The following is a 20202-nucleotide window of genomic DNA, read 5'->3' as shown; positions in this document are numbered from 1 at the left end:
CGTTTTCCGCGGGGCGGGGTTATCCCCCGTGCTGCAGGAAACGCGCCGGCAGTGGGCGATTTATGCAAAACCTACCGGACGGGTCATAGTCCGGCTCCTTGCCGCGAAAAATCCGCCTTGCAGACGCCAGCCTACGGCGGCGTATTTTCCACGAAAGGTTCTCGGACTGTGACCCATCAAACCCCTATCCATAGTGTTGACAGGCCCTAATGGCACACCCGCTCACCGGCCTCCGCGTTGTCGAACTCGCCCGCATTCTCGCGGGACCCTGGGCCGGGCAGGTGCTCGCCGATCTCGGTGCGGACGTCATCAAGGTGGAGAGCCCAAAGGGCGACGACACGCGCCAATGGGGGCCGCCTTTTATCGACCATGACGGCGAACGCGCGGCGGCTTACTTCCACGCGACTAACCGTGGCAAACGTTCTGTCGTTGCCGATTTCAACGTTCCGGACGATCTCGATTTCGTCAAAGAGCTGATCGGCACCGCCGATGTCGTCATCGAGAATTTCAAACTCGGCGGCCTCGCAAAATTTGGGCTCGACTATGAAAGCCTCGCGCCCGCCAATCCCCGCCTCGTCTACTGTGCGATCACCGGCTTCGGCCAGACCGGTCCTTATAGCACCCGTGCGGGCTATGACTTCCTCATCCAGGGCCTCTCAGGCATCATGGACCTGACCGGTGACCCCGAGGGCGAACCGCAAAAGATCGGCGTAGCCTTTGCCGACATTTTCACCGGGCTCTATAGCGTGGTCGCCATCCAGGCGGCGCTCGCCCAGCGCGCGGTAACGGGGAGGGGGCAGTTTATCGACATGGCGCTCTACGACGCCATGACCGGCGTCCTTGCCAATCAGGCGCTCAATTATTTCGCCACTGGCCTGTCGCCCACGAGGCTCGGCAACGCCCACCCCAACATCGCGCCTTATCAAACACTTCCTGTCGCCGATGGGCATTTCATCATCGCGGTGGGCAACGACACGCAATTCGCCCGGCTCGCCACTGTGCTGGGCCAGCCTGCCCTCGCCGCCGATCCTCGTTTTGCCACCAATGCCGACCGGGTCGCCAATCGGGCGGCGTTGACCGAAGCGCTCGAAATCCGCACCCGCACCTGGACGCGCGATGATCTCCTCGCCGCACTGGAAGCCGCACGCATTCCAGCGGGCCCGATCCACACGGTCGCCGAAGTGTTCGCCGATCCACAGATCAAGGCGCGTGGCATGGAATTGTCCATCGACGGTTTGCCCGGCGTGCGGACGCCCATCGTGATGTCGGACGCGGACCTGGCGCTCGATAAAGCCGCGCCGCGGCTTGGCGCTGATACCGAAGCGGTCAAAGCCGAACTGATGCGGATGAAAAAGGTGTGATTAATGGGCTAAACCAGCCGCAATATTGTCTGTTTGAGCTTTTCCAAATCCGGCTCCCGGCTTAGCCGGTGATCGCCATCAGGGATGAGCGTAAACGTCACCGGGTCGGAAATCAGATGACTCACGAGCTTGAGTGCATGCGCCGGCGGCACGTCGGTATCCTTGCCGCCCTGCAAGATCGCGACGGGGCAATGGGTGCGGATCGGCTGGCCGAACATAAGATGCTTTTCCCCATCCTCAATCAATTCCCGCGTCAGGACATAAGGTTCGTCCGAATAGTCTGAGGGCTGCTCGACGCGGCCCTTTTCCCACAGATCCAGGAGCTCCGCGTCGGTGAAGGTCGAACGCATCAAATCCTGCGTCATGTCGACCGCAGGAGCGATCAAGACGATCCCGCGCACGCGGTTGTCGCCCCGCTCGCGCAGGGCGCGGTTCAGAAGAAGCGCCAGCCAACCGCCCATCGACGAGCCGATGACGATCTGTTCTCCATCCGTAGTATCGAATACCGCGAGCGCTTCCTCGAGCCAGCGGCTGATCGTCCCCTCTAGAAATTGCCCGCCGGATATCCCATGTCCCGAATAATCGAAGCGCGTGACCGCGAGGCCCTCGCGCTCGCCCAGCGCATCAAGCGCTTGCGCCTTCGATCCGATCATGTCGGATTTGAACCCGCCCAGCCAGAAGAGCCCGGGCGTTTTGCCGCCACGGCGCAGGATGGCTATGTCCCGGGCCTGCGCACCGGTGCCGACGGCAAGGTTTTGTTCGCGCACGCTCATTGAGCCGGTCCCTTTCGATCAGTTGATTTGTGGACGCCTAGCAATACCTTTGCTAAAGGGCAAGGCACGTGCAAAACGGGCAGAGCTTCTGCCCCGTTTGCCTGTTGACTTTGCGCCCGATTACCAAGATTTTATGCGCGCGATCCCGTTGAGGGTCGCGCCCGAGTTCGCCCGAACGCAACCAACCAAAAGGATGTAAGCCCATTCGTCGTCCGATGAGAGTTGTGCAGCCCCAAAAGGAGGGGCCCCGCGCAAACAATGACATTACCGTCCCCGAAGTGCAGTTGATCGGTGCCGAAGGTGAAAACCTAGGCGTTGTCCGCACATCCGAGGCGATCGCCATGGCCGAGGATGTCGGCATGGACCTGGTCGAGGTTTCACCCAACGCCAAGCCGCCGGTCTGCAAGATCCTCGATCTGGGAAAGTACAAATACTCGGCCCAGAAAAAAGCGGCCGAGGCCCGCAAAAAACAGAAGGTGATCGAGGTCAAGGAGATCAAGCTCCGGCCCAATATCGATCAGCACGACTATGATGTGAAAATGCGCTCGGTCGAGAAGTTTCTCGGCGAAGGCGACAAGGTGAAAGTCACCATGCGCTTCCGTGGCCGCGAAATGGCGCATCAGGAAATCGGCCTCGAGCTTTTGAACAAGGTTCGCGACCAATTCGAGGAGATCTCCAAGGTCGAATCGACACCGCGCGCCGAAGGCCGTCAGATGGTGATGGTACTGGCTCCGCGCTGAGTGCTTCCGACATCGCGGGAATAATCGAGGAGGTGGTCGCAAGGCCACCTTTTTGTATCTGGTCTTCTTCCCGGCCGCGGTGAATGGCGGGAATTTGTCATTATTGAGATCCTCTTGAATCATATTTAACCAGTCTGGGCTTTAGTGGACTCCGACCAAGACGTTGGATAGGTGATCCAGGAGCCCCGACTTCAATGATATCCCGCCTTAGTATCGTACATCGGATTTATGGTGGCTTCGGCGCCATAGTCCTGTTGCTGGCCTTTGTCGGCGTCGCTGCGTTTATTGGTGTGCAGCAACTCACGAACCTTTTCGATCAATACCGGGGAACAGCGCGCCAGACGCTGGAAATCGGCGACTATGTGAACGATCTCTCCGCCAGCCGTCTGGCAGCCCTCAAATACCGCCTGAACCCGAGTGCAGACGCGGCTGATACCGTCGTCACCTTGATCGAAGATGTCGCCACAACCGATGCCGATGGTCTCGCCGTATTCGAGGGCAATGACGCCGTCCTCGAAGCTATCGCCGAGGTTGAAGGCCTCGCTGTCGCTTATGGCGATGCATTCTCGCGGCTGCATGCGGTCACTACCGAAATGGAAGCGCTCGACGCAGAGATCGAAGCCTTGGCCATCGAGATGCGCGACCAGTTGTCCTCGCTGATCGGCCGGTTGGCCGCCGCCGATAATGCCGAGGCTGCGGTTGGCGCTGGCGAAGCTATGGAAGCGCTGATGAGCGTTAGGCTTTATGCCGAACGGTTCGGTCGTACCGGGTCACCCGAAATACTCGAGGCGGCTACGGCGGCTGTCGAACGCGCGCGCGAGAAATTGAGCGAACTCAGGGTCTCGACGCTCGTCCAGACGATCGCACGGTCGGTCACCGCTCAACTGGCGACGTTCGATGCCCAACTCGAAGTTTATGCCGGTCTCGTCCAGACAGCAGACGCCATAGTTTCCGACGAACTCGATGTCCTCGGCCCCCAGATGCAGGTCGCTTATGATACGATCCTGGCATACGAGCAGCAGGTCCAGGATGCGTTGGCATCTCAGGTGGATGGCCAGGCCAGCGTTATGACCTTGCAGGTTCTCATCGTCTCGGGCATCGGTATTTTGTTCGGTTTGATAACGGCGATCCTTGTCGGTCGCTGGTTGTCGAAGACCATCAAGCAGGTGACGGCAACGATGCGTCGACTCGCCGATGGGGATCTGGATATTCAACTCGACGAAAACCAGCGCCATGAAATCGGACAGATGATCGAGGCCCTCGCTGTCTTCCGCGACAACGGCAAGGCCGTAGTCGCCGCCGACGCGGAAAAAGCTGCGTTCGCGCGCCGCGAAGCGGAGGCCAATGCCATTCGCGACGATCTGCAGACGCGCATCCAGCGAGTTGTTTCCGCTGCCGTTGCGGGCGATTTTACCTCGCGCATCGATCAAACTTACGATGAAGCCGGGTTGCAGAACGTCGCGGAAAGCGTGAACACGCTGATGCAAACCGTCGAGGCGGGACTTTCCGAGACCAGTAAGGTCCTCGCCGACATGGCCGAGCAGAACCTCTCGAGCCGCGTTACGGGCGATTATCGGGGTGCGTTCGGTGAACTCAAAAACAGCACCAATGCCATGGCTGAAGCCTTCTCCGATGTCGTCGGCAGGCTCAGGGACACCTCGCGCGCCCTCAAAACCGCAACGAGCGAAATTCTCACCGGCGCCAACGACCTGTCCGAACGCACCACACGCCAGGCCGCGACCATCGAGGAAACTGCGGCCGCCATGGAGCAACTCTCCGGCATGGTCGAGCGCAATGCCGAGGCCGCTGGCGACGCGCTGGGCAAAACCCGGTCCGCCGCTGCGCTGGCCGAAAAGGGCGGCCATGTGATGGAAGACGCGACGTCCGCCATGGAGCGGATCACGACCTCCTCGGCCAAGGTTTCGGACATCATCAAGATGATCGACGACATCGCGTTCCAGACCAATCTTCTGGCGCTCAACGCTTCGGTTGAAGCCGCGCGCGCCGGGGAAGCGGGCAAGGGCTTTGCCGTGGTCGCGGTCGAAGTGCGCCGGCTGGCCCAATCGGCCGCGGAAGCCTCGGGCGAGGTCAAGGCGCTGATCGAACAGTCCGCAAGCGAGGTCGATGGCGGCTCCAAGCTTGTCGCGCAGGCGGCCGAGACGCTTCTTTCGATCCGCAACGCGGTGACCGAGAACGCCGAACTGATGCGCACGATTTCCGACGCCAGCCGCGAGCAGTCCGCAGCCATCTCCGAGGTTGGTACGGCGGTGCGCCAGCTCGACGAGATGACACAGCACAACGCGGCGCTGGTGGAAGAAACCAATGCGGCGATTGAGCAGACCGAAGCGCAGGCCACCGAACTCGATACCATTGTCGCGGCATTCCAGCTTTCGGACGGCGGGGCCGGTCTTGAGATTTGGCAGGCCGACACAGACAGCACTGTTGTCAGCATGAAGCGCAGGGCAGGGTAACGCGCGGGCCATGCTGCCGGCGGCAAACTTCCGGCTTGCCTTTCGCCGCCCGCATCCCTATAACGCCCACTTCCAACCGGACCGCCCGGCCAAACGGCATGCCGTGGCGGTTCTGAATGCGAAGACCCTTTGGGGTCTCCTTTAGACTAAAAGGACAAGCAAAATGCCCAAAATGAAGACCAAATCTGGCGCCAAGAAGCGCTTCAAGGTGACGGCGTCCGGCAAGATTGTGTCCGGCGTCGCCGGCAAGCGCCACCGCCTCATCAGCCACAACGCCAAGTACATCCGCACCAATCGCGGCACCAAGGTGCTCTCCGAGCCCGATGCCAAGATTGCCAAGAAGTACATGCCCTACGCCCGCTAGGAGCGTTTTCAGGAAAAGTGGAAGCCGGTTTTCCGGTTCGAAAACGCGACCTGATAAAGGCGCATCTGCCAGATTTGAGGAACTAAAGATATGTCACGCGTGAAAAGGGGCGTTACCGCCCACGCCCGTCACAAGAAGGTTTTGAAGGCCGCCAAGGGTTACTACGGCCGCCGCTCGACCAATTTCCGCACCGCCGTGCAGGCCGTCGAAAAGGCCGGCCAGTACGCTTACCGCGACCGCAAGGCCAAGAAGCGCAATTTCCGTGCGCTCTGGATCCAGCGCATCAACGCCGCCGCGCGCCAGCACGGCCTGACCTATGGCCGATTTATCGACGGCCTCAGCCGGGCTGAGGTCGCCGTGGACCGCAAGGTCCTGGCCGATCTGGCCGTTCACGAGCCGCAGGCCTTCGCCGCGCTCGTTGAAAAGGCCAAGGGTGCGCTTGCCTATCTCGGTGAGATCGAGGCAACGACCCACGAGCGGATCAACGCGTAAACGCGTCGTCCGCACCGCCTGAGCCCCAAGCTGAGGCCGAAAAACGAAGCCTTGTGCCGCCCCGCATCGTTTGGGGGTGGCGCGGGGCTTTTTCGTTTGCTACCGCTTCACCCGCATTCCGAAAGACCTTTTGCTGGAACGATAATGTCTGAATCCCTCGCCGACCTCTCGGCGCGCCTTACCGCCGCGATCGACGCCGCAGACACCGAAGCCGCGCTGGACGCCGTGCGCGTCGAAGCGCTGGGCAAGAAAGGCGCCGTCTCGGCGCGTCTCGCCGGCCTCGGCAAGATGACGCCCGAAGAGCGCAAGGAACAGGGCCCCGCGATCAACGGCCTCAAGAACGAGATCATAGGCAAGATCGAGACCCGCCGCGAGCAATTGAAGGCTGAAGCCCTCGCCAAACGGCTCGCGAGCGAGACCGTCGACGTCACGCTCCCCCTGCGCCCCGCCCCTGCCGCTGCGGGCCGCATTCACCCGGTTTCCCAGGTCATCGACGAAATCACCGCGATTTTCTCGGACATGGGCTTTTCCATCGCCGAGGGTCCGGACATCGAAACCGATTATTACAATTTCACCGCGCTCAACTTCCCCGAAGGTCATCCCGCGCGGGAGATGCACGATACCTTCTTCTTCCAGCCGGGCCCCGACGGCAAGCGCAAGCTCCTGCGCACACACACCTCGCCCGTGCAGGTGCGCGTCATGCAGCAAACCAATCAAAAGCCTGCCGCCGGTTACATGACGCCACCACAGGACCCGCCCATCCGCGTCGTTATCCCCGGCCGGACCTACCGCAACGACAGCGACCAGACACACACCCCGATGTTCCATCAGGTCGAGGGGCTGGTGATCGACAAGTCGAGCCATATCGGGCAATTGCGCTGGGTGCTCGAAGAATTCCTCAAAGCCTTCTTCGAAGTCGAAAGCGTCGCCACGCGTTTCCGCCCCAGCTTCTTCCCTTTCACCGAGCCCTCGATGGAGGTCGACGTTCAGTGCGACCGCTCGGGCAATGACGTGAAGATAGGCCAGGGCAGCGACTGGATGGAAATTCTCGGCTGCGGCATGGTGCATCCCAACGTTATTTCCAACGCCGGGCTCGACCCCGACGTCTACCAGGGCTTCGCCTGGGGCATCGGCATCGACCGCCTCGCTATGCTCAAATACGGCATGCCGGATTTGCGCGCATTCTTCGACGCCGATCAGCGCTGGTTGGACCATTATGGCTTCCGTCCGCTGGACCTGCCGACGCTGTTCGGCGGGCTGTCCAGCTAACGCGCGCCGCGAGGAAAAGAGAAATGAAATTCACCATCGAATGGCTTAAGGACTATCTCGAAACCGACGCGACGGCGGACGAGATCGTCAAGACGCTCACCACCATTGGCCTCGAGGTTGAGGATGTTGTCGATACCGGCGCGCGGCTGAGGGATTTCGTCACCGCCCATGTCGTGAGCGCCGAAAAACATCCCAACGCCGACAAGCTCCGCGTGTGCAAGGTCGATGCGGGCGCGGGCGAACTGATCGACGTCGTCTGCGGCGCGCCCAATGCCCGCACGGGGATGAAAGCCGTCTTCGCCCCGGTCGGAACTTATATCCCCGGTTCGGATTTCACCCTCACCAAGGGCAATATCCGCGGCCAGGCGTCCAATGGCATGCTGTGCTCGGCGCGCGAGCTTGAAATCTCCGACGACCATGAGGGCATCATCGAATTGCCCGAGGATGCGCCCGTCGGTGTAGCCTATCCCGACTATGCCGGACTCGATGACGTGGTGATCGACGTCGCCATCACACCCAACCGGGGCGATTGCACCGGCATTTATGGCATCGCGCGCGATCTTGCCGCCGCGGGGTTGGGTAGGCTTCACGATGCAGCCATCCAGCCTGTGCCTTCGACGGCTGGTCCGAGCCCGGTTCCACCGCTTGAACACCGCTTCGCCGAAGGCGAACCCAAGACGATCCGAAAATTCGCTGGCCGGCTGATCAAGGGTGTCAAGAACGGTCCCTCCCCCCAGTGGCTGCAGGATCGTTTGCGCGCCGTGGGGCTGCGCCCCATCAACGCGCTCGCTGACATCACCAATTTTATCTCACAGGGCCGCGGTCGACCACTCCACGCCTATGATGCAGATAAGATCGTCGGCACCCCGCACCTGCGCAACGCGCGCCCGGGCGAAACTCTCGATGGGCTGGACGACAAGACCCACGTGCTCGATGAAACCATGTGCGTCATTGCCGATGACCAAGGCCCGCTCTGCCTTGGGGGTATACTCGGCGGCGAGCGCAGCTCGTGCACCGAAGAGACCGTCAACATCTTCATGGAATGTGCCGGCTGGGACCCCGACCTGATCGCCCAGACCGGGCGCAAGACCGGCATCGTCTCGGACGCGCGCTACCGGCTCGAACGTTCGGTCGATCCCGCGCTCACCGAGCCCGGCCTCGAACTCGCCACCCGCATGGTGCTCGACATCTGCGGCGGTGAGGCCTGCGAGCCGGTGATCTCAGGCGAGGAGGAAATCCCCGAACGGGTTATCACCTTCCCTATTTCCGAGGTTCAGCGTTTGACCGGCCTCAGGGTCGGGCTGCCGGAAGTGAAGGCTATTCTTACGGGGCTGGGTTTCTGGGTGTCCGGCAATGGCGAGAGCGTCAAGGTCGCCGTCCCCTCCTGGCGTCCGGACGTCACGATGAAGGCCGATCTCGTTGAAGAGGTGATGCGCATCTATGGCGTCGACAGCGTGCCGGTCGAACCGCTCCCGCGCGCTGACCACGTCGCCCAGACCATGCTGACCCCGATCCAGAACCGCCGTCGCATCGTCCGCCGGGCGCTCGCGGTCCGCGGCATGGACGAGGCGATGACCTGGTCGTTCATCTCCGAAGATCTCGCCACCCGCTTTGGCGGTGGCCAGCCCGAACTCCGGCTCGCCAACGCCATCGCCTCGGACATGACCGACATGCGGCCCTCGCTCTTGCCGGGGCTCCTGACCGCCGCCGCCCGCAACGCCAATCGCGGGTATGCGGATGTGGCGCTCTTCGAGGTCGGCCAGATCTTCCTTTCGGATGCGCCCGAGGGCCAGCACACCTATGCGAGCGGCATCCGCACCGGAACGGCAAAACTCACCGGCTCGGGCCGCCACTGGCAGGGCAAGGCCGAAAAGGTCGGAGTGTACGACGCCAAGGCCGACCTTGCTGCCGCGCTCGATGCGCTGGGCGTCGATATCGAAAAGGCACAGGTTGTCGCCGAACCTGCCGATTGGAGTCATCCGGGCCGCGGTGGCCGCGTGCAACTGGGCCCCAGGCTGATCCTGGGCTGGTTCGGCGAACTGCACCCCGCACTCGCCGCCGATCTCGACCTCGATGGCCCCGTTGCTGCCTTTGAAATCGACCTCGATGCGCTACCCTTGCCGCGCAAGAAGGCGACCTCAAAGCCTGCCCTCGATGCTTCTGCATTGCTGCCTTTAAGCCGCGACTTCGCCTTTGTGGTGGACAAGTCGGTCGAGGCCGCAACGCTCCTGCGCGCGGCGAAGGGTGCCGATAAGGCGCTCGTGACCGACGTCTCCATCTTCGACGTCTTCGAGGGTACCCATGTGGGCGAAGGCAAGAAGTCGATCGCCATCGAAGTCACGCTCCAGCCGCGCGAAAAGACCCTGACCGACGAGGAAATCGAAGCGGTCGGCGGCAAGATCGTCGCTGCTGTCGAAAAGGCGACCGGGGGCGCTCTGCGTGCTTAGCCCGCATTTCTCACACTCCTTGTGCCCTGCGTCGGATTTTGGCGCGTCGCATACGGGTGCGGAGCGAAAAAGCGTATCGGGCATACGGTTTTCTCGCTCCGTGCCCGTAGGCGACCGCCAAAATCCGACCCGAAGGGCCGGTCGAACCGAAGGTCCGCGTCAGCGAATATGGCGACAGGGGGCGTCAGAGCGCTTGCACGTATGTCCAATACGCACTGCGCTCTCTTCCTGCCCTCTCGCCATTTTGGACCGGCGCAGGGCACAGGGAGTGTGAGAAATGCGGGCTAACGCGCAGATCATCGAGATCGAAAGCAGCGCGGCCTTCCTCCCCGAGGACGGCCCACTCCGCCGCTCCCCCCGCGCACCGCGCCGCAAAAGGCCGGAGGCGTTCTGGGCGGCGTTCGAGGATCGTGCGCTGGTTTACGATTGCTTCTGGTCGGCAAACGGCAACGAAATCGTCCTCGTCTGCCCGCCACCCTGCACGCTTGCCCCGCAATGGGAGGCCGCGCGCTTCGCTGCGCAGCCTTCAGGGCAGGCTCTCGAGCCGCGCTTCTACATTTCGCGCTCGACTATGACAATCGCGCTTGGAAATGCCCCTGCGCACACAGAAAGCGTCATCCTCAATTTCGGCGAAGGAACCTTCCACCTTCCCGTTCGCCCGAACCTCGCCGACACCTTCGCCAACCGGCGCGTCATGTTCACCATGAATAAGGACAACGATCTCGAGTGGATGACGCTCTGGGCCGACTGGCACGCGAAACTCCACGGTGTCGACGCCATCATCGTCTTCGATAACGCCTCGACCAGCTACGCTCCGGGCACGGTCGCCGAAACGCTCGCAGCGGTCCCTGGCATCAAAACCGTTGCCGTTCCCTCCTGGCCCTACCGCTATGGCCCCGTCGACCCTGCGGTGCTCTTCCACCCCTACTGGGCCAATTTCCTCCAGGTCGCGAGTTTCCGCGTCACCGTCTCCCGCCTCGCCCCGCGTGCGGCGGGCATCCTCAATTGCGACATCGACGAGCTCGTGGGCATCGGGCTCGATGGCGACGCTTTCGCCGCACTTGCCAAAGGCCATGACGGCCTCGCCACGCTCAAGGGCACCTGGGTGGAAACCGCCGTCGCCCCTAAGGATGCGGATTGCCCCCACCATCTGCGCTACCGCTACCGGAACGCGAATCGCCTCAAATCGATTTGTGCCAACAAATGGATCATCAGCCCGCAGGCGCCCTGGGCCCAGAATTTCGCCTACACTCCCATGATGCACCGCATATACGGACTTTCGAAAGCCATCAACAAGCGTGCCCCAAGCCTGCCGTTCTTCCACTTCAAGGCGATCAATACCAATTGGAAGGAGGAGCGGAATATGGCAAAAGCCCGCAATGAAGGGACCCATACACGTTTGCGCGCTCTCGATGAGCAGGTCGAGCGCTACATGACCGGGAGCGAAATAGCCTGATATGGAGTCACGCCTCGTATTCGCCGACCGGTTCATTGCGCCGTTTGTTCTGTTCTCGCTTCTGGTCCTGGCGAACGCGATCGGCAATGCCGCGCCTTATCTATATCTGATCGCCTTACTGCTGGTCTGGCCGTTCCTCTTGAGTACTCAGGATGGCCGTGATGCCCTCCGTCATCCCGTTGGGATCGGCTATCTCGTTGCGTTCGTGAGTCTGGCTATAGGCTTTATCGGCTCGGCCGAACGCTGGGACGATCTTGCCAATCTGGGCAATTTTCTCCCGCTCATCCTGTTTCTTCCCGCCTATGCGCTATTCAATCGCAACGCGAACGCGAATGCCGCACAGATTGTGGCCGGCTTCGCCCTCGTCGGCGCCGCTGTGGCGCTTCTAAGCGCGATCTACGATATTTGGGGCCTGGGGCTCGACCGTGCGAAAGGGTTCGTCAACCTCACCAACCCCTTCGCGATGGCTTCGGTCATGCTGGGCTTTTTGTCACTCATGGGATTGCTTTCGGGTAAAGGGCTTTGGCGGCTGGTCTTTCTACTTGGGCCAATCATGGGAACGGCAGCCGGGGTTCTTGCCGGTACTCGCTCCGCACCGATCGTAGCTGCCGGTTTGGCGGCGGTTTTCGCACTCTTGATCGCCGCTAGGCTGCCCCTCAAATGGCGGCTGATCTGGTGTGGGGTGGTTCTGGCTTTGGCGCTATGCGCTGTATTCGTGTTCGTAGCTTTCGCCGATCAGATGCGCGCACTGACAGGCTTCAACACGATTTACGAATTCCTTTCAGACGGAACAGTGCCCGACCGTTCCACAGAAATCCGCGTTCAACTCTATATCGGCGCCATCCGCGCCTTCCTCGATTCGCCTATATTCGGCTTCGGCTGGTACGATCACGTGGAGGCCGGGCGCCAGTATATGACGCCCGATATCGCCGCCGAGGTCGAGAACTGGTCGCATTTTCACAACGACTATCTCAACTTCGCGGCGCTTGCCGGTGTTTTCGGCATCGCCTTTTACGCACTTTATCTCCTGCTACCTGTCGTTGGCGCTCTTAAGAGTGTCGCCGACAGTCAGCATACTGCGCGCGTATTTGGGGCGTTGACCGTCACCGGCAGCTACGCGCTGCACGGGCTCTTCAACACGGCCTTCGGCGCCGAACTGCTGCTTTGCTTCAGCCCTGTCGCCACCGCCGTCCTTTTGGGCTATTGCAAGGACGTACCGGCACGCCGGAAAGCAGCGTGATATCCGTCAACCAGGGAAGCAAGCCCATGCCATTTGCACCCGGCGAAGGCCCTATCCATGTCGCACTGACCTTCGACGACGGCTTCTGGGCGCCAGCCTACGCCACCATGCGTTCGATCTGTCTAGCGACGCGCCGGCGGGCCGATCTCGTCTTTCATCTTTGTCATCGCCCCTTGAGCGATGGGCATCGCGCCGACCTTTTGAAGATCGAAACCGAGTTTGGGGCATCGCTCCGCTTTTACGACCTGACCTTGTCCCGGCAGCTGCTCGACCTTGCTGATCGCGTACCGCGCCACAAGCGGCTCAGCGATATCGTCTATGCCCGGTTCGTACTTGATCGCTTTCTGCCCGACGACGTTACCCGGCTCATCTATCTCGATTGCGATATGATGGTGGTTGCGCCCATTGAAACGCTTTGGGAGACCGATCTGGGCGACAAGCCCGTCGGCGCGGTTGAGGACCCTTGGGGGAAATGGGTCGGATCGGGCCGCGATATCCGTCAGCACGGCGTGCTCGACCCTGCCGACCCTTATTTCAATGCCGGGCTGCTACTGATCGACATCGCGCGCTGGCGTGCGGCGAATGTTGCCGAAAAGCTCGAGACTCATATTTCCGACGGCACTGCCGATCGTCTGCAGTGCAGCCAGAACGTGCTCAACCTCATTTTCCAGGGGAATTGGCACAGGCTCGATACCCTTTGGAATGTTGTCGATCCCGCTCCCGCGCACGTTTCACTCAATCCCTATAATCTGCACTACACAGGCGTAAGCCGGCCCTGGCACCTGTTTTCGCGCGTCGGTTATGCGCGCTTATACCGCCACGTCATGACCAACGAACTCTTTTATCGCTATTGGCGCTTCAGGATGAAAAAGCGCATTGCGAAATCTGCGCCGTTCCTCAAGGCGCGCTAGCACTTATCCTTAAAAGCGATGGCGAAAAGGCATACTTAGCCCATGCAAGAAACACAAACCGGCGCCCCGATCCACATCGCCCTGACATTCGACGACAGCTATTGGGCGCCCGCCTTCGCGCTCATGCGCTCGATCTGCCTGCATACCCATCGCCGCACCGATTTGGTCTTTCACCTCTGCCACCGTCCGCTGACTGAAGAGCATCGAATCGACCTTTTGAAGATCGAAACCGAGTTCGGCGCGACGCTCAAATTCTACGATCTCACGGAGAACGCCGAATTCCTGTCGCTGGTTGAAAACGCGCCTTATCATAAGCGCATGACCAACATCGTTTATGCGCGCCTACTGCTTGATCGCTTTCTGCCCGGCGACGTCAAGCGCCTCATCTATCTTGATTGCGACATGATGGTGATGGCGCCCATAGAGCAACTTGCCGAACTTGATCTCGAAGGTAAATCCGTGGCCGCCGTCGAGGAGCCTTCGGCGCTCACGATTTCAAACCGCCGCGACGCCAACGAAAATCGCGACCTCATCGATCCGGCCGATCCTTATTTCAATGCTGGCCTCATTGTCATAGACATGAACAAGTGGCACGCGGCCCGCATCCCCGAATGCCTTGCGACCTATATCGCCGACGGTACGATGGACAGGATCTATTACGATCAAGACCTACTCAACATCGTCTTTAACAACGATGTGTTTCTGCTCGATCAGCGATGGAATCTGATCAGCCCGCGCGCCGAGCATCAGGCGTTCAACCCGTTCATCCTGCACTATACCGGCGAGCGCAAGCCTTGGAACCTGCTTTCCAGCGTGGCCTTCGCACGGACCTACCGCCACGTCATGACCAACGAACTCTTCTACCGCTACTGGCGCTTCCGTATGAAGAAGCGGCTGGCGAAATTCCTGCCCTTCATCAAGGTAAGCTGACGCATGACCGAACTGCCGACCATTGTCTCGTTCTGGCACGGCCCCATGGGCTATCTCGAAAGGCTGTGCCTGACCTCTTTCCTCGACCACGGTCATCCCGTCGAGCTTTACGCCTATGAACGCCCGGAAAACCTGCCCGATGGCGTGACCTTCCGTGACGCCGACGAGATCATCCCGAAGGACCGGATCTTCTTTTACAAGGGCGACCGCAGTCCGGCTGTCTTTGCCGATCTGTTCAGGCTCGAATTGATCGCGCAGGACCGGGGTATCTGGGCCGATTGCGACGTCTATTGCGTGCGTCCGTTCCCAAACGACGCCGACTACCTGTTCGGTTACGCCGGCGAGCCGAACTGGCGGAACCTCTGGAGCAAGCAGATCAATAACGCGGTGCTGGGGATGCCCGCGGACAGCGAACTCGTGCGCCGCCTCATTGCGGTCTTCGAAACTGGCGAAATTCCGCCCGGTCTGCCGTTTTGGCGGCACGCGGAAGTTGCCGTGCGACGGATGTTCGGCGAGGAGTTGCCGATCCATCACATGCAGTTCGGTGCCACGGGTCCCTCACCCTTGGGGCATTTCGTGCGCGAACTCGGGTTAACAGGCAAGATCAAACCCAAGGATGTATTCTATCCGCTCGATTGGGCGGATGCGCGGACGCTGCTCGCCCCGGGGAGCGATATCGAGGGGACCGTCACCCCCGATACGCTTTCGGTCCATATCTGGAATTCGGCGCTGACCGACCGGCATGGCCGCGATCCCCTGCCACCCGAGCCTGGCAGCTTCATCGACAGGGAACTCAAGCGCTTCGGGCTTTGAAAAAGGCCCAGCAAGGAGCTCCCTCCTTTTACCGCAACCACCCGCTTGGCCTCGGATGCAGTTCCATCAGGCCGCCGGCGGTTGCCTGGTCGATGGCGGCGATTTCCTCCACCGTCAGCTCAAGATTTTTCAGAACTCCGAGATTGTCGCGAAGCTGATCGAGCGTCCGCACGCCCACAAGCGCGGATGTCATCTCGTCCCGCCGCAGCACCCACGAGAGCGCGAGCTGCACCATCGATTGGCCGCGCTTTTCCGCAATGGGGCCGAGCTTTTCGACAGCGTCGAGCACACGCGGTTCGATATGACTCTCGCGCAGCGTGGAGTGCGTATCGCCCGCCCGCGTCCCCTCCTTTTTGCCCCTGTTGTACTTGCCCGACAGCACGCCCTGTGCGAGCGGTGAGAATGCGATCATCCCGATCCCCAATTCTCCGCACGCATCGATCGTCTTGTCGTCCTCGATCCAGCGATTGAGCACCGAATAGGACGGTTGGTGGATGGTAAGCGCGACACCCATCTCCTTGAGGATACGGTGGGCTTCCCGTGTCTCGTGCTCGGGGTAGCTCGAAATTCCGACATAGAGCGCCCTGCCCGAACGCACGGCGTGAGCGAGCGCCCCCATTGTTTCTTCGAGCGGGGTTTCCGGGTCGTAGCGGTGGGAATAAAAGATATCGACATAATCGAGCCCCATCCGCTTGAGGGACTGATCGAGGCTGGCAAGCAGATATTTGCGCGAGCCGAACTCCCCGTAGGGCCCGTCCCACATGTGATAGCCAGCCTTTGTCGAGATGATCATCTCGTCGCGATAGGGCCGGAAATCGCGCGCCAGCACCTGCCCGAACAGCTCTTCGGAAGACCCCGGCGGAGGGCCGTAATTGTTGGCGAGGTCGAAATGGGTGATGCCGTTGTCGAATGCATAGCCCAGGATTTCGAAGGCGGAGGGATAGTCCCGCGTGCCGCCGAAATTCTGCCAGAGCCCCAGCGAGATTGCTGGGAGTTTGAGTCCGGATTTCCCACAGCGGCGATAGGACATGGCGCCATAGCGCGCCGGATCAGCACGATAAGTCATTGAAATCTCCTCCGGATGGACTGCCGCAGCGAGAGCGGCAAGTGATGTACGCTCCTCATCACTATGCAACTGCGTGCTGATTGACGCAAGGTCTGCTTGCTGCGCGGCGTTCCGCTGGTGTATGGGGGCGTCATGATCGAGTTTTCGCCTGTCAAAATCGTTGCGCTTTACAAGTTCGTGGACCAGCCGGACTTCGAAGCGTTGCAGCAGCCTATTGCGCAATTCTGCTGCGCGAAGGGCATCCGTGGCACGCTCCTCTTGGCACCCGAGGGGATAAACGGCACGGTCGCGGGTACGCCGGAGGCGATCGATGCGCTCATAACCTGGCTTGAAGCCGGCAATATCTTTGGCGGCCGGTTCAGGGGCGCGGAGGTCAAATATTCGACAGCCGAGACAATGCCGTTCCACCGGATGAAGGTGCGGCTCAAGGACGAGATCGTCACTCTGCGGGCGCCGGAGGTTAATCCGGGGAAACAGGTGGGCACCTATGTCGACCCCAAGGACTGGAATGCGCTGATAGCGGACGACGACATCGTCCTTATCGACACGCGTAACGATTATGAGGTTGGTCTGGGCACGTTTGAAAACGCCATCGACCCCGGAACGGAGACCTTCACCCAATTCAAGGACTACGTCGCCGAGAACCTGGACCCCAAAAAACACAAGAAGGTCGCCATGTTCTGCACCGGCGGAATCCGTTGCGAGAAAGCGTCTTCCTACATGCTCGCGCAGGGATTCGCGGAAGTTTACCATTTGAAGGGCGGGATTCTCGCCTATCTTGAAAAGACGCCGGAAGCGCAGAGCCGTTGGCAGGGCGAGTGCTTCGTCTTTGACGAGCGCGTCTCGGTCGGTCACGGGCTCAAGATCGGCGATGCCACGCTTTGCCGCGCCTGCCGTCAGCCCCTGACGCCGCTCGACCGCGAACGGCCGGAGTTCGTCGATGGGGTCCAGTGCCATCACTGCGCGAAAGCCATGACGGACGAAAAGCGCGCCGCAGCCGCCGAGCGCCAACGCCAGATCGATCTCGCCAAAGCACGCGGGGAAGCCCATATTGGCGCCGATGCGGCACAAAACGCCGCGGCTCGCCGCCTTGCCAGAAAAGCCCGCCGTGAGGCCGACCGGCAACGCAGCCGGGTGGGGGAAAGATCATGACCGTCAAGCGTATCGTTACCAATATCGCCGGCGATCCGGACAAGGCCCAAGCCTTTTACGGCGACCTCTTGGGGCTCGACATCCGCATGGATATGGGCTGGATCCGTACCTACGGGTCGAGCGAGGGGATGAGTGTCCAGATGAGCGTCATGACCCAGGGCGGCTCGGACACACCGGTCCCCGATATTTCGATCGAGGTCGAGGACGTCGATGCGGTGCTCGACAAGGCGAGGGCCATGGGCATTGCCGTTGAATATGGTCCCGCCGACGAGCCCTGGGGCGTCCGCCGCTTCTTCGTGCGCGACCCCTTCGGCAAGCTGGTCAACATCCTGATGCACCAGTAGGGATCAATACCCCCTCGGCGGCGCCGGGTCGTCGTCCAAAAGCAGCACCATATTGACCTGATCGAGCCACTTGCCGTGCTTGAACCCGGCCTGCGGCAGGGTTCCCGCGACTGTGAACCCGAACCGCTCGTGGAATTTTATCGAACCCGCGTTCTTCGCGTCGATCACAGCGACCATCAAGTGAAATCCCTTCGCCTTCGCATCGGCAATCAGTGCCTCCATCAGCGCTTTGCCGACGCCGCGCCCCTGCGCGTCTTCGCGCAGATAGATCGAATGCTCGACGGTCTTCCGATACCCCGAGCGCGAACGGTAGGTCCCGTAGCTTGCTACCCCCAGAACGTCCCCATCCTCGACCGCCACCAGCACCGTGAATCCATTGCCTTGCCGATCCAGGAGCCACGCCCGGCGGTCCTCAAGCGTCTCTTCGGCCTCCGTCCAGATCGCATCGAGAGTGCGTACGGCGTGGTTATGAATGTCCAGAATCTGTGGAAGATCGGCTTCGGTCGCGGAACGAACGCGCATGGGAATGCACCTTTTCAAATCAGTTATGCCGATGCTAAACTGAAAAACACAATGAGTATCAATCCTAAAAATAAAGAATTTTTATGGATATCGACCAACTCCGCACCTTCGACAGGATCGCCCGGGACCTAAGTTTCACCAAGGCCGCCGCGCGGCTCAACGTCACCCAGGCGACCGTCTCGATGCGCATGCGCGTGCTTGAGGATATCCTGGGCGTTCAGCTTTTCACGCGTGGCCGCAAGATCGCGCTGACCGATCAGGGCATGACCTTTCTGCCCTATGCCCGCCGCATCATCAATACGGTTCAGGAAGGCCGGGAGGCGCTTCGCCGGGTCGAGCGCGGACGGATTACGCTGGGGTCGCTGCGCTCGCTCGTGACCCCGCTCTTGAGCGACGCGCTTCTGCGCTTTCAGGCCAGCCACCGGGATGTCGATGTCATCGTGATGGAGGGCCATCATCACCACGTCACGAGTATGCTGCACGACCGCTCGGTCGAACTGGGCATCATCGCCTGGCCCAATCTCGATCCGCTGGTGCCCGAGCTTTATCCGCTCTTGATCATGCGCGAGACTGTCCCGCTCGTTCTCGCCCCGCACCTCGCCGCCAAACTGCCGCCGCGTCCATTGCTTGGCGAAGTGCTTGCTCTCGTCCCGCGCGTCATCTCGCTGCGCTGGTGGCAGGTCGATCCCGAAGGGGCCACCGCGCTCGTGAGGCGGGCGCAGACCAGCGTCGAAATCCCCACTGGCCCCGCGCGTAAGCTTGCGCTGGCTGGCGAGGGGTTGGGCTTTTTCGTGCGCTCGGCCATCGCCGAGCAATTGGCAAATGGCGACCTCGTGGAGATCAAACCGCGCGATTTCGATCCGCTGCACCGCGACATCGCGGTCGTGTCGCTTTCGAAATCCGCGCTCGAGCGCGACATGGTCCGGGATTTCGCGCGGGAGATCGCCGTCGAGTGCGCGAAGCTAGGGACGATCCTTGAAAACCGGCTCGATCACCCGAACGCGGCCCGCGCCGCATCGAGATAGCGCCGGCTCACCGGCAAGAGTACACCCGATTTGAGCGCGACGAACGTCTTCCCGTCGCGCCGTTCCAGCCCCGAAACGGCGTCCAGCGCCACCCAATGGCTGCGATGGATCTGCAGCCCGGCAACGCCCTCGGTCTCGGCAATTGCGTCGGCGAGCCGCATCAGCACCAGTGCCGACCCCTTGGCCGTATGCACCTCGACATAGTGGTCCGCCATCGACATATGCGAAAGCGGCCCGCGCAGGTGGTGGGGCAGGCGCGACAGAAGGCGCGGTCCTTCGCGCGGAGGCGCTTCGGGCGCCTTCACGACGAGCGGTCCGACGACGTATTCGATCATCGCGATGAGAACCAGCGAGATCGAAAAGCAATAGAAAAGGAGCACAAGGCTCCCCCAGCCCGAAAAGATGATGTCCGTAAAGAACACGCGGTTGATAACGAGGACCATGAGGGTCACCGGCACAGCCGCGCCCAGCGCCATGACGAGAACACTGGCCCATAGTGGCCGCCGCTCGGGCACGATCCAGCGCGCGAGCAGCGTGCCGCCGAACTGTCCCAACCCGTAGGTCGAAAAGGCGATCACCAGCCAGTAAAGCACGCGCAGCGGCGCGCTCAGTTCGGCAAACGTCCCGAACGGCCCCGCGAGCCCCAGGATCGTGCCCACCAGGGCGATGGCGGAGAGCGCCCGCCGGTCGCGATAAACGGCCTGCGTTTCACGAAGCGCCAAGTGCAGCGGCGGCCAGTTCACGAAATTTTCCCTCGTTTTGGCGAAAGCCCGTTTGCGTTGATAGCCAAACCGGACGAGGGCGTCACCCGTCGCCAACGAGAAAC

General features: G+C 61.2%; 19 protein-coding genes. 15 read left to right on the top strand and 4 right to left on the bottom strand.

Translation table 11 applies throughout. The features are described 5' to 3' along the window. The first annotated feature begins 209 nt into the window (after nucleotides 1–209). Nucleotides 210–1361 (top strand): CaiB/BaiF CoA transferase family protein, encoded by a 1152-nt coding sequence (locus LG281_RS10170; protein ID WP_404400301.1) that lies wholly within the window; start codon nucleotides 210–212, stop codon nucleotides 1359–1361. An 8-nt stretch (nucleotides 1362–1369) separates the two neighbouring features. On the opposite strand, the gene LG281_RS10165 is transcribed toward LG281_RS10170, so the two are convergent. Beyond that, nucleotides 1370–2134: an alpha/beta hydrolase gene (locus LG281_RS10165; protein WP_404400299.1), complete on the bottom strand. Its 765-nt coding sequence runs from the start codon at nucleotides 2132–2134 to the stop codon at nucleotides 1370–1372. Nucleotides 2135–2337: 203 nt separating this feature from the next. Here LG281_RS10165 and infC point away from each other — a divergent pair, with 203 nt between their 5' ends. The 11 genes from infC to LG281_RS10110 all read left to right on the top strand — a co-directional run bounded on the left by infC (nucleotide 2338) and on the right by LG281_RS10110 (nucleotide 15267). Next, nucleotides 2338–2874 carry a translation initiation factor IF-3 gene (infC, locus tag LG281_RS10160; protein WP_404406693.1) on the top strand — a complete coding sequence of 179 codons (537 nt, stop codon included), beginning with the start codon at nucleotides 2338–2340 and terminating at the stop codon, nucleotides 2872–2874. 194 nt (nucleotides 2875–3068) lie between these two features. Further along, nucleotides 3069–5345, top strand: a complete 2277-nt coding sequence (locus tag LG281_RS10155; RefSeq protein WP_404400297.1) for a methyl-accepting chemotaxis protein — start codon at nucleotides 3069–3071, stop codon at nucleotides 5343–5345. Between the two features lie 163 nt (nucleotides 5346–5508). Continuing rightward, nucleotides 5509–5709: a 50S ribosomal protein L35 gene (rpmI, locus tag LG281_RS10150; RefSeq protein ID WP_231800994.1), complete on the top strand. Its 201-nt coding sequence runs from the start codon at nucleotides 5509–5511 to the stop codon at nucleotides 5707–5709. A 90-nt stretch (nucleotides 5710–5799) separates the two neighbouring features. After that, entirely contained in the window at nucleotides 5800–6201 is a 402-nt protein-coding gene (rplT, locus tag LG281_RS10145; protein WP_404400294.1) for a 50S ribosomal protein L20, read from the top strand. Between the two features lie 144 nt (nucleotides 6202–6345). Further along, a complete protein-coding gene (gene pheS, locus LG281_RS10140; RefSeq protein ID WP_404400292.1) occupies nucleotides 6346–7470 on the top strand; it encodes a phenylalanine--tRNA ligase subunit alpha in 1125 nt (374 codons plus the stop codon). 23 nt (nucleotides 7471–7493) lie between these two features. Next, complete coding sequence (gene pheT / locus LG281_RS10135) at nucleotides 7494–9917, top strand: phenylalanine--tRNA ligase subunit beta (RefSeq protein ID WP_404400290.1); 2424 nt, start codon at nucleotides 7494–7496, stop codon at nucleotides 9915–9917. A 277-nt stretch (nucleotides 9918–10194) separates the two neighbouring features. After that, nucleotides 10195–11373, top strand: coding sequence for a hypothetical protein (locus LG281_RS10130; protein WP_404400288.1), 1179 nt, complete (start codon nucleotides 10195–10197; stop codon nucleotides 11371–11373). Between the two features lies 1 nt (nucleotide 11374). Beyond that, on the top strand, nucleotides 11375–12613 hold the full coding sequence (locus LG281_RS10125) for an O-antigen ligase family protein (protein WP_404400285.1): 1239 nt from the start codon (nucleotides 11375–11377) through the stop codon (nucleotides 12611–12613). A gap of 26 nt (nucleotides 12614–12639) precedes the next feature. Beyond that, a complete protein-coding gene (locus LG281_RS10120; RefSeq protein ID WP_404400283.1) occupies nucleotides 12640–13524 on the top strand; it encodes a glycosyltransferase family 8 protein in 885 nt (294 codons plus the stop codon). 42 nt (nucleotides 13525–13566) lie between these two features. Further along, nucleotides 13567–14454, top strand: coding sequence for a glycosyltransferase family 8 protein (locus LG281_RS10115; protein WP_404400281.1), 888 nt, complete (start codon nucleotides 13567–13569; stop codon nucleotides 14452–14454). 3 nt (nucleotides 14455–14457) lie between these two features. Next, nucleotides 14458–15267 carry a hypothetical protein gene (locus tag LG281_RS10110; RefSeq protein ID WP_404400279.1) on the top strand — a complete coding sequence of 270 codons (810 nt, stop codon included), beginning with the start codon at nucleotides 14458–14460 and terminating at the stop codon, nucleotides 15265–15267. A 28-nt stretch (nucleotides 15268–15295) separates the two neighbouring features. Here the strand turns inward: LG281_RS10110 and LG281_RS10105 are convergent, their stop codons facing one another. After that, on the bottom strand, nucleotides 15296–16333 hold the full coding sequence (locus LG281_RS10105) for an aldo/keto reductase (RefSeq protein ID WP_404400277.1): 1038 nt from the start codon (nucleotides 16331–16333) through the stop codon (nucleotides 15296–15298). Between the two features lie 132 nt (nucleotides 16334–16465). Between LG281_RS10105 and LG281_RS10100 the strand changes: the two genes are divergently transcribed. Then, nucleotides 16466–17485 carry a rhodanese-related sulfurtransferase gene (locus LG281_RS10100; RefSeq protein WP_404400275.1) on the top strand — a complete coding sequence of 340 codons (1020 nt, stop codon included), beginning with the start codon at nucleotides 16466–16468 and terminating at the stop codon, nucleotides 17483–17485. After that, nucleotides 17482–17829: a VOC family protein gene (locus LG281_RS10095; RefSeq protein ID WP_404400273.1), complete on the top strand. Its 348-nt coding sequence runs from the start codon at nucleotides 17482–17484 to the stop codon at nucleotides 17827–17829. The genes LG281_RS10100 and LG281_RS10095 overlap by 4 nt, the downstream gene beginning before the upstream one ends. Before the next feature lie 3 nt (nucleotides 17830–17832). On the opposite strand, the gene LG281_RS10090 is transcribed toward LG281_RS10095, so the two are convergent. Beyond that, nucleotides 17833–18351 carry a GNAT family N-acetyltransferase gene (locus LG281_RS10090; RefSeq protein WP_404400271.1) on the bottom strand — a complete coding sequence of 173 codons (519 nt, stop codon included), beginning with the start codon at nucleotides 18349–18351 and terminating at the stop codon, nucleotides 17833–17835. 83 nt (nucleotides 18352–18434) lie between these two features. Here LG281_RS10090 and LG281_RS10085 point away from each other — a divergent pair, with 83 nt between their 5' ends. Beyond that, the gene (locus LG281_RS10085; protein WP_404400269.1) at nucleotides 18435–19376 is read left to right on the top strand and encodes a LysR family transcriptional regulator; all 942 of its coding nucleotides are present in this window, start codon (nucleotides 18435–18437) and stop codon (nucleotides 19374–19376) included. On the opposite strand, the gene LG281_RS10080 is transcribed toward LG281_RS10085, so the two are convergent. Then, complete coding sequence (locus LG281_RS10080; protein WP_404400267.1) at nucleotides 19343–20119, bottom strand: LytTR family DNA-binding domain-containing protein; 777 nt, start codon at nucleotides 20117–20119, stop codon at nucleotides 19343–19345. The genes LG281_RS10085 and LG281_RS10080 overlap by 34 nt on opposite strands. Between the last annotated feature and the right edge of the window lie 83 nt (nucleotides 20120–20202).

Origin of the sequence: Pelagibacterium halotolerans (assembly GCF_044811015.1) — a bacterium.
Classification (GTDB): Bacteria; Pseudomonadota; Alphaproteobacteria; order Rhizobiales; family Devosiaceae; genus Pelagibacterium; species Pelagibacterium halotolerans_A.
The sequence above is the reverse complement of the archived record's forward strand: the minus strand, read 5'-3'. Positions and strand labels throughout refer to the sequence as shown.

Coding starts and splice junctions, on each gene's coding strand:
- LG281_RS10170 (WP_404400301.1), top strand. CDS start 210: ATGGCACACCCGCTCACCGGCCTCCGCGTTGTCGAACTCGCCCGCATT.
- LG281_RS10165 (WP_404400299.1), bottom strand. CDS start 2,134: ATGAGCGTGCGCGAACAAAACCTTGCCGTCGGCACCGGTGCGCAGGCC.
- LG281_RS10155 (WP_404400297.1), top strand. CDS start 3,069: ATGATATCCCGCCTTAGTATCGTACATCGGATTTATGGTGGCTTCGGC.
- rpmI (WP_231800994.1), top strand. CDS start 5,509: ATGCCCAAAATGAAGACCAAATCTGGCGCCAAGAAGCGCTTCAAGGTG.
- rplT (WP_404400294.1), top strand. CDS start 5,800: ATGTCACGCGTGAAAAGGGGCGTTACCGCCCACGCCCGTCACAAGAAG.
- pheS (WP_404400292.1), top strand. CDS start 6,346: ATGTCTGAATCCCTCGCCGACCTCTCGGCGCGCCTTACCGCCGCGATC.
- pheT (WP_404400290.1), top strand. CDS start 7,494: ATGAAATTCACCATCGAATGGCTTAAGGACTATCTCGAAACCGACGCG.
- LG281_RS10130 (WP_404400288.1), top strand. CDS start 10,195: ATGCGGGCTAACGCGCAGATCATCGAGATCGAAAGCAGCGCGGCCTTC.
- LG281_RS10125 (WP_404400285.1), top strand. CDS start 11,375: ATGGAGTCACGCCTCGTATTCGCCGACCGGTTCATTGCGCCGTTTGTT.
- LG281_RS10120 (WP_404400283.1), top strand. CDS start 12,640: ATGCCATTTGCACCCGGCGAAGGCCCTATCCATGTCGCACTGACCTTC.
- LG281_RS10115 (WP_404400281.1), top strand. CDS start 13,567: ATGCAAGAAACACAAACCGGCGCCCCGATCCACATCGCCCTGACATTC.
- LG281_RS10110 (WP_404400279.1), top strand. CDS start 14,458: ATGACCGAACTGCCGACCATTGTCTCGTTCTGGCACGGCCCCATGGGC.
- LG281_RS10105 (WP_404400277.1), bottom strand. CDS start 16,333: ATGACTTATCGTGCTGATCCGGCGCGCTATGGCGCCATGTCCTATCGC.
- LG281_RS10100 (WP_404400275.1), top strand. CDS start 16,466: ATGATCGAGTTTTCGCCTGTCAAAATCGTTGCGCTTTACAAGTTCGTG.
- LG281_RS10095 (WP_404400273.1), top strand. CDS start 17,482: ATGACCGTCAAGCGTATCGTTACCAATATCGCCGGCGATCCGGACAAG.
- LG281_RS10090 (WP_404400271.1), bottom strand. CDS start 18,351: ATGCGCGTTCGTTCCGCGACCGAAGCCGATCTTCCACAGATTCTGGAC.
- LG281_RS10085 (WP_404400269.1), top strand. CDS start 18,435: ATGGATATCGACCAACTCCGCACCTTCGACAGGATCGCCCGGGACCTA.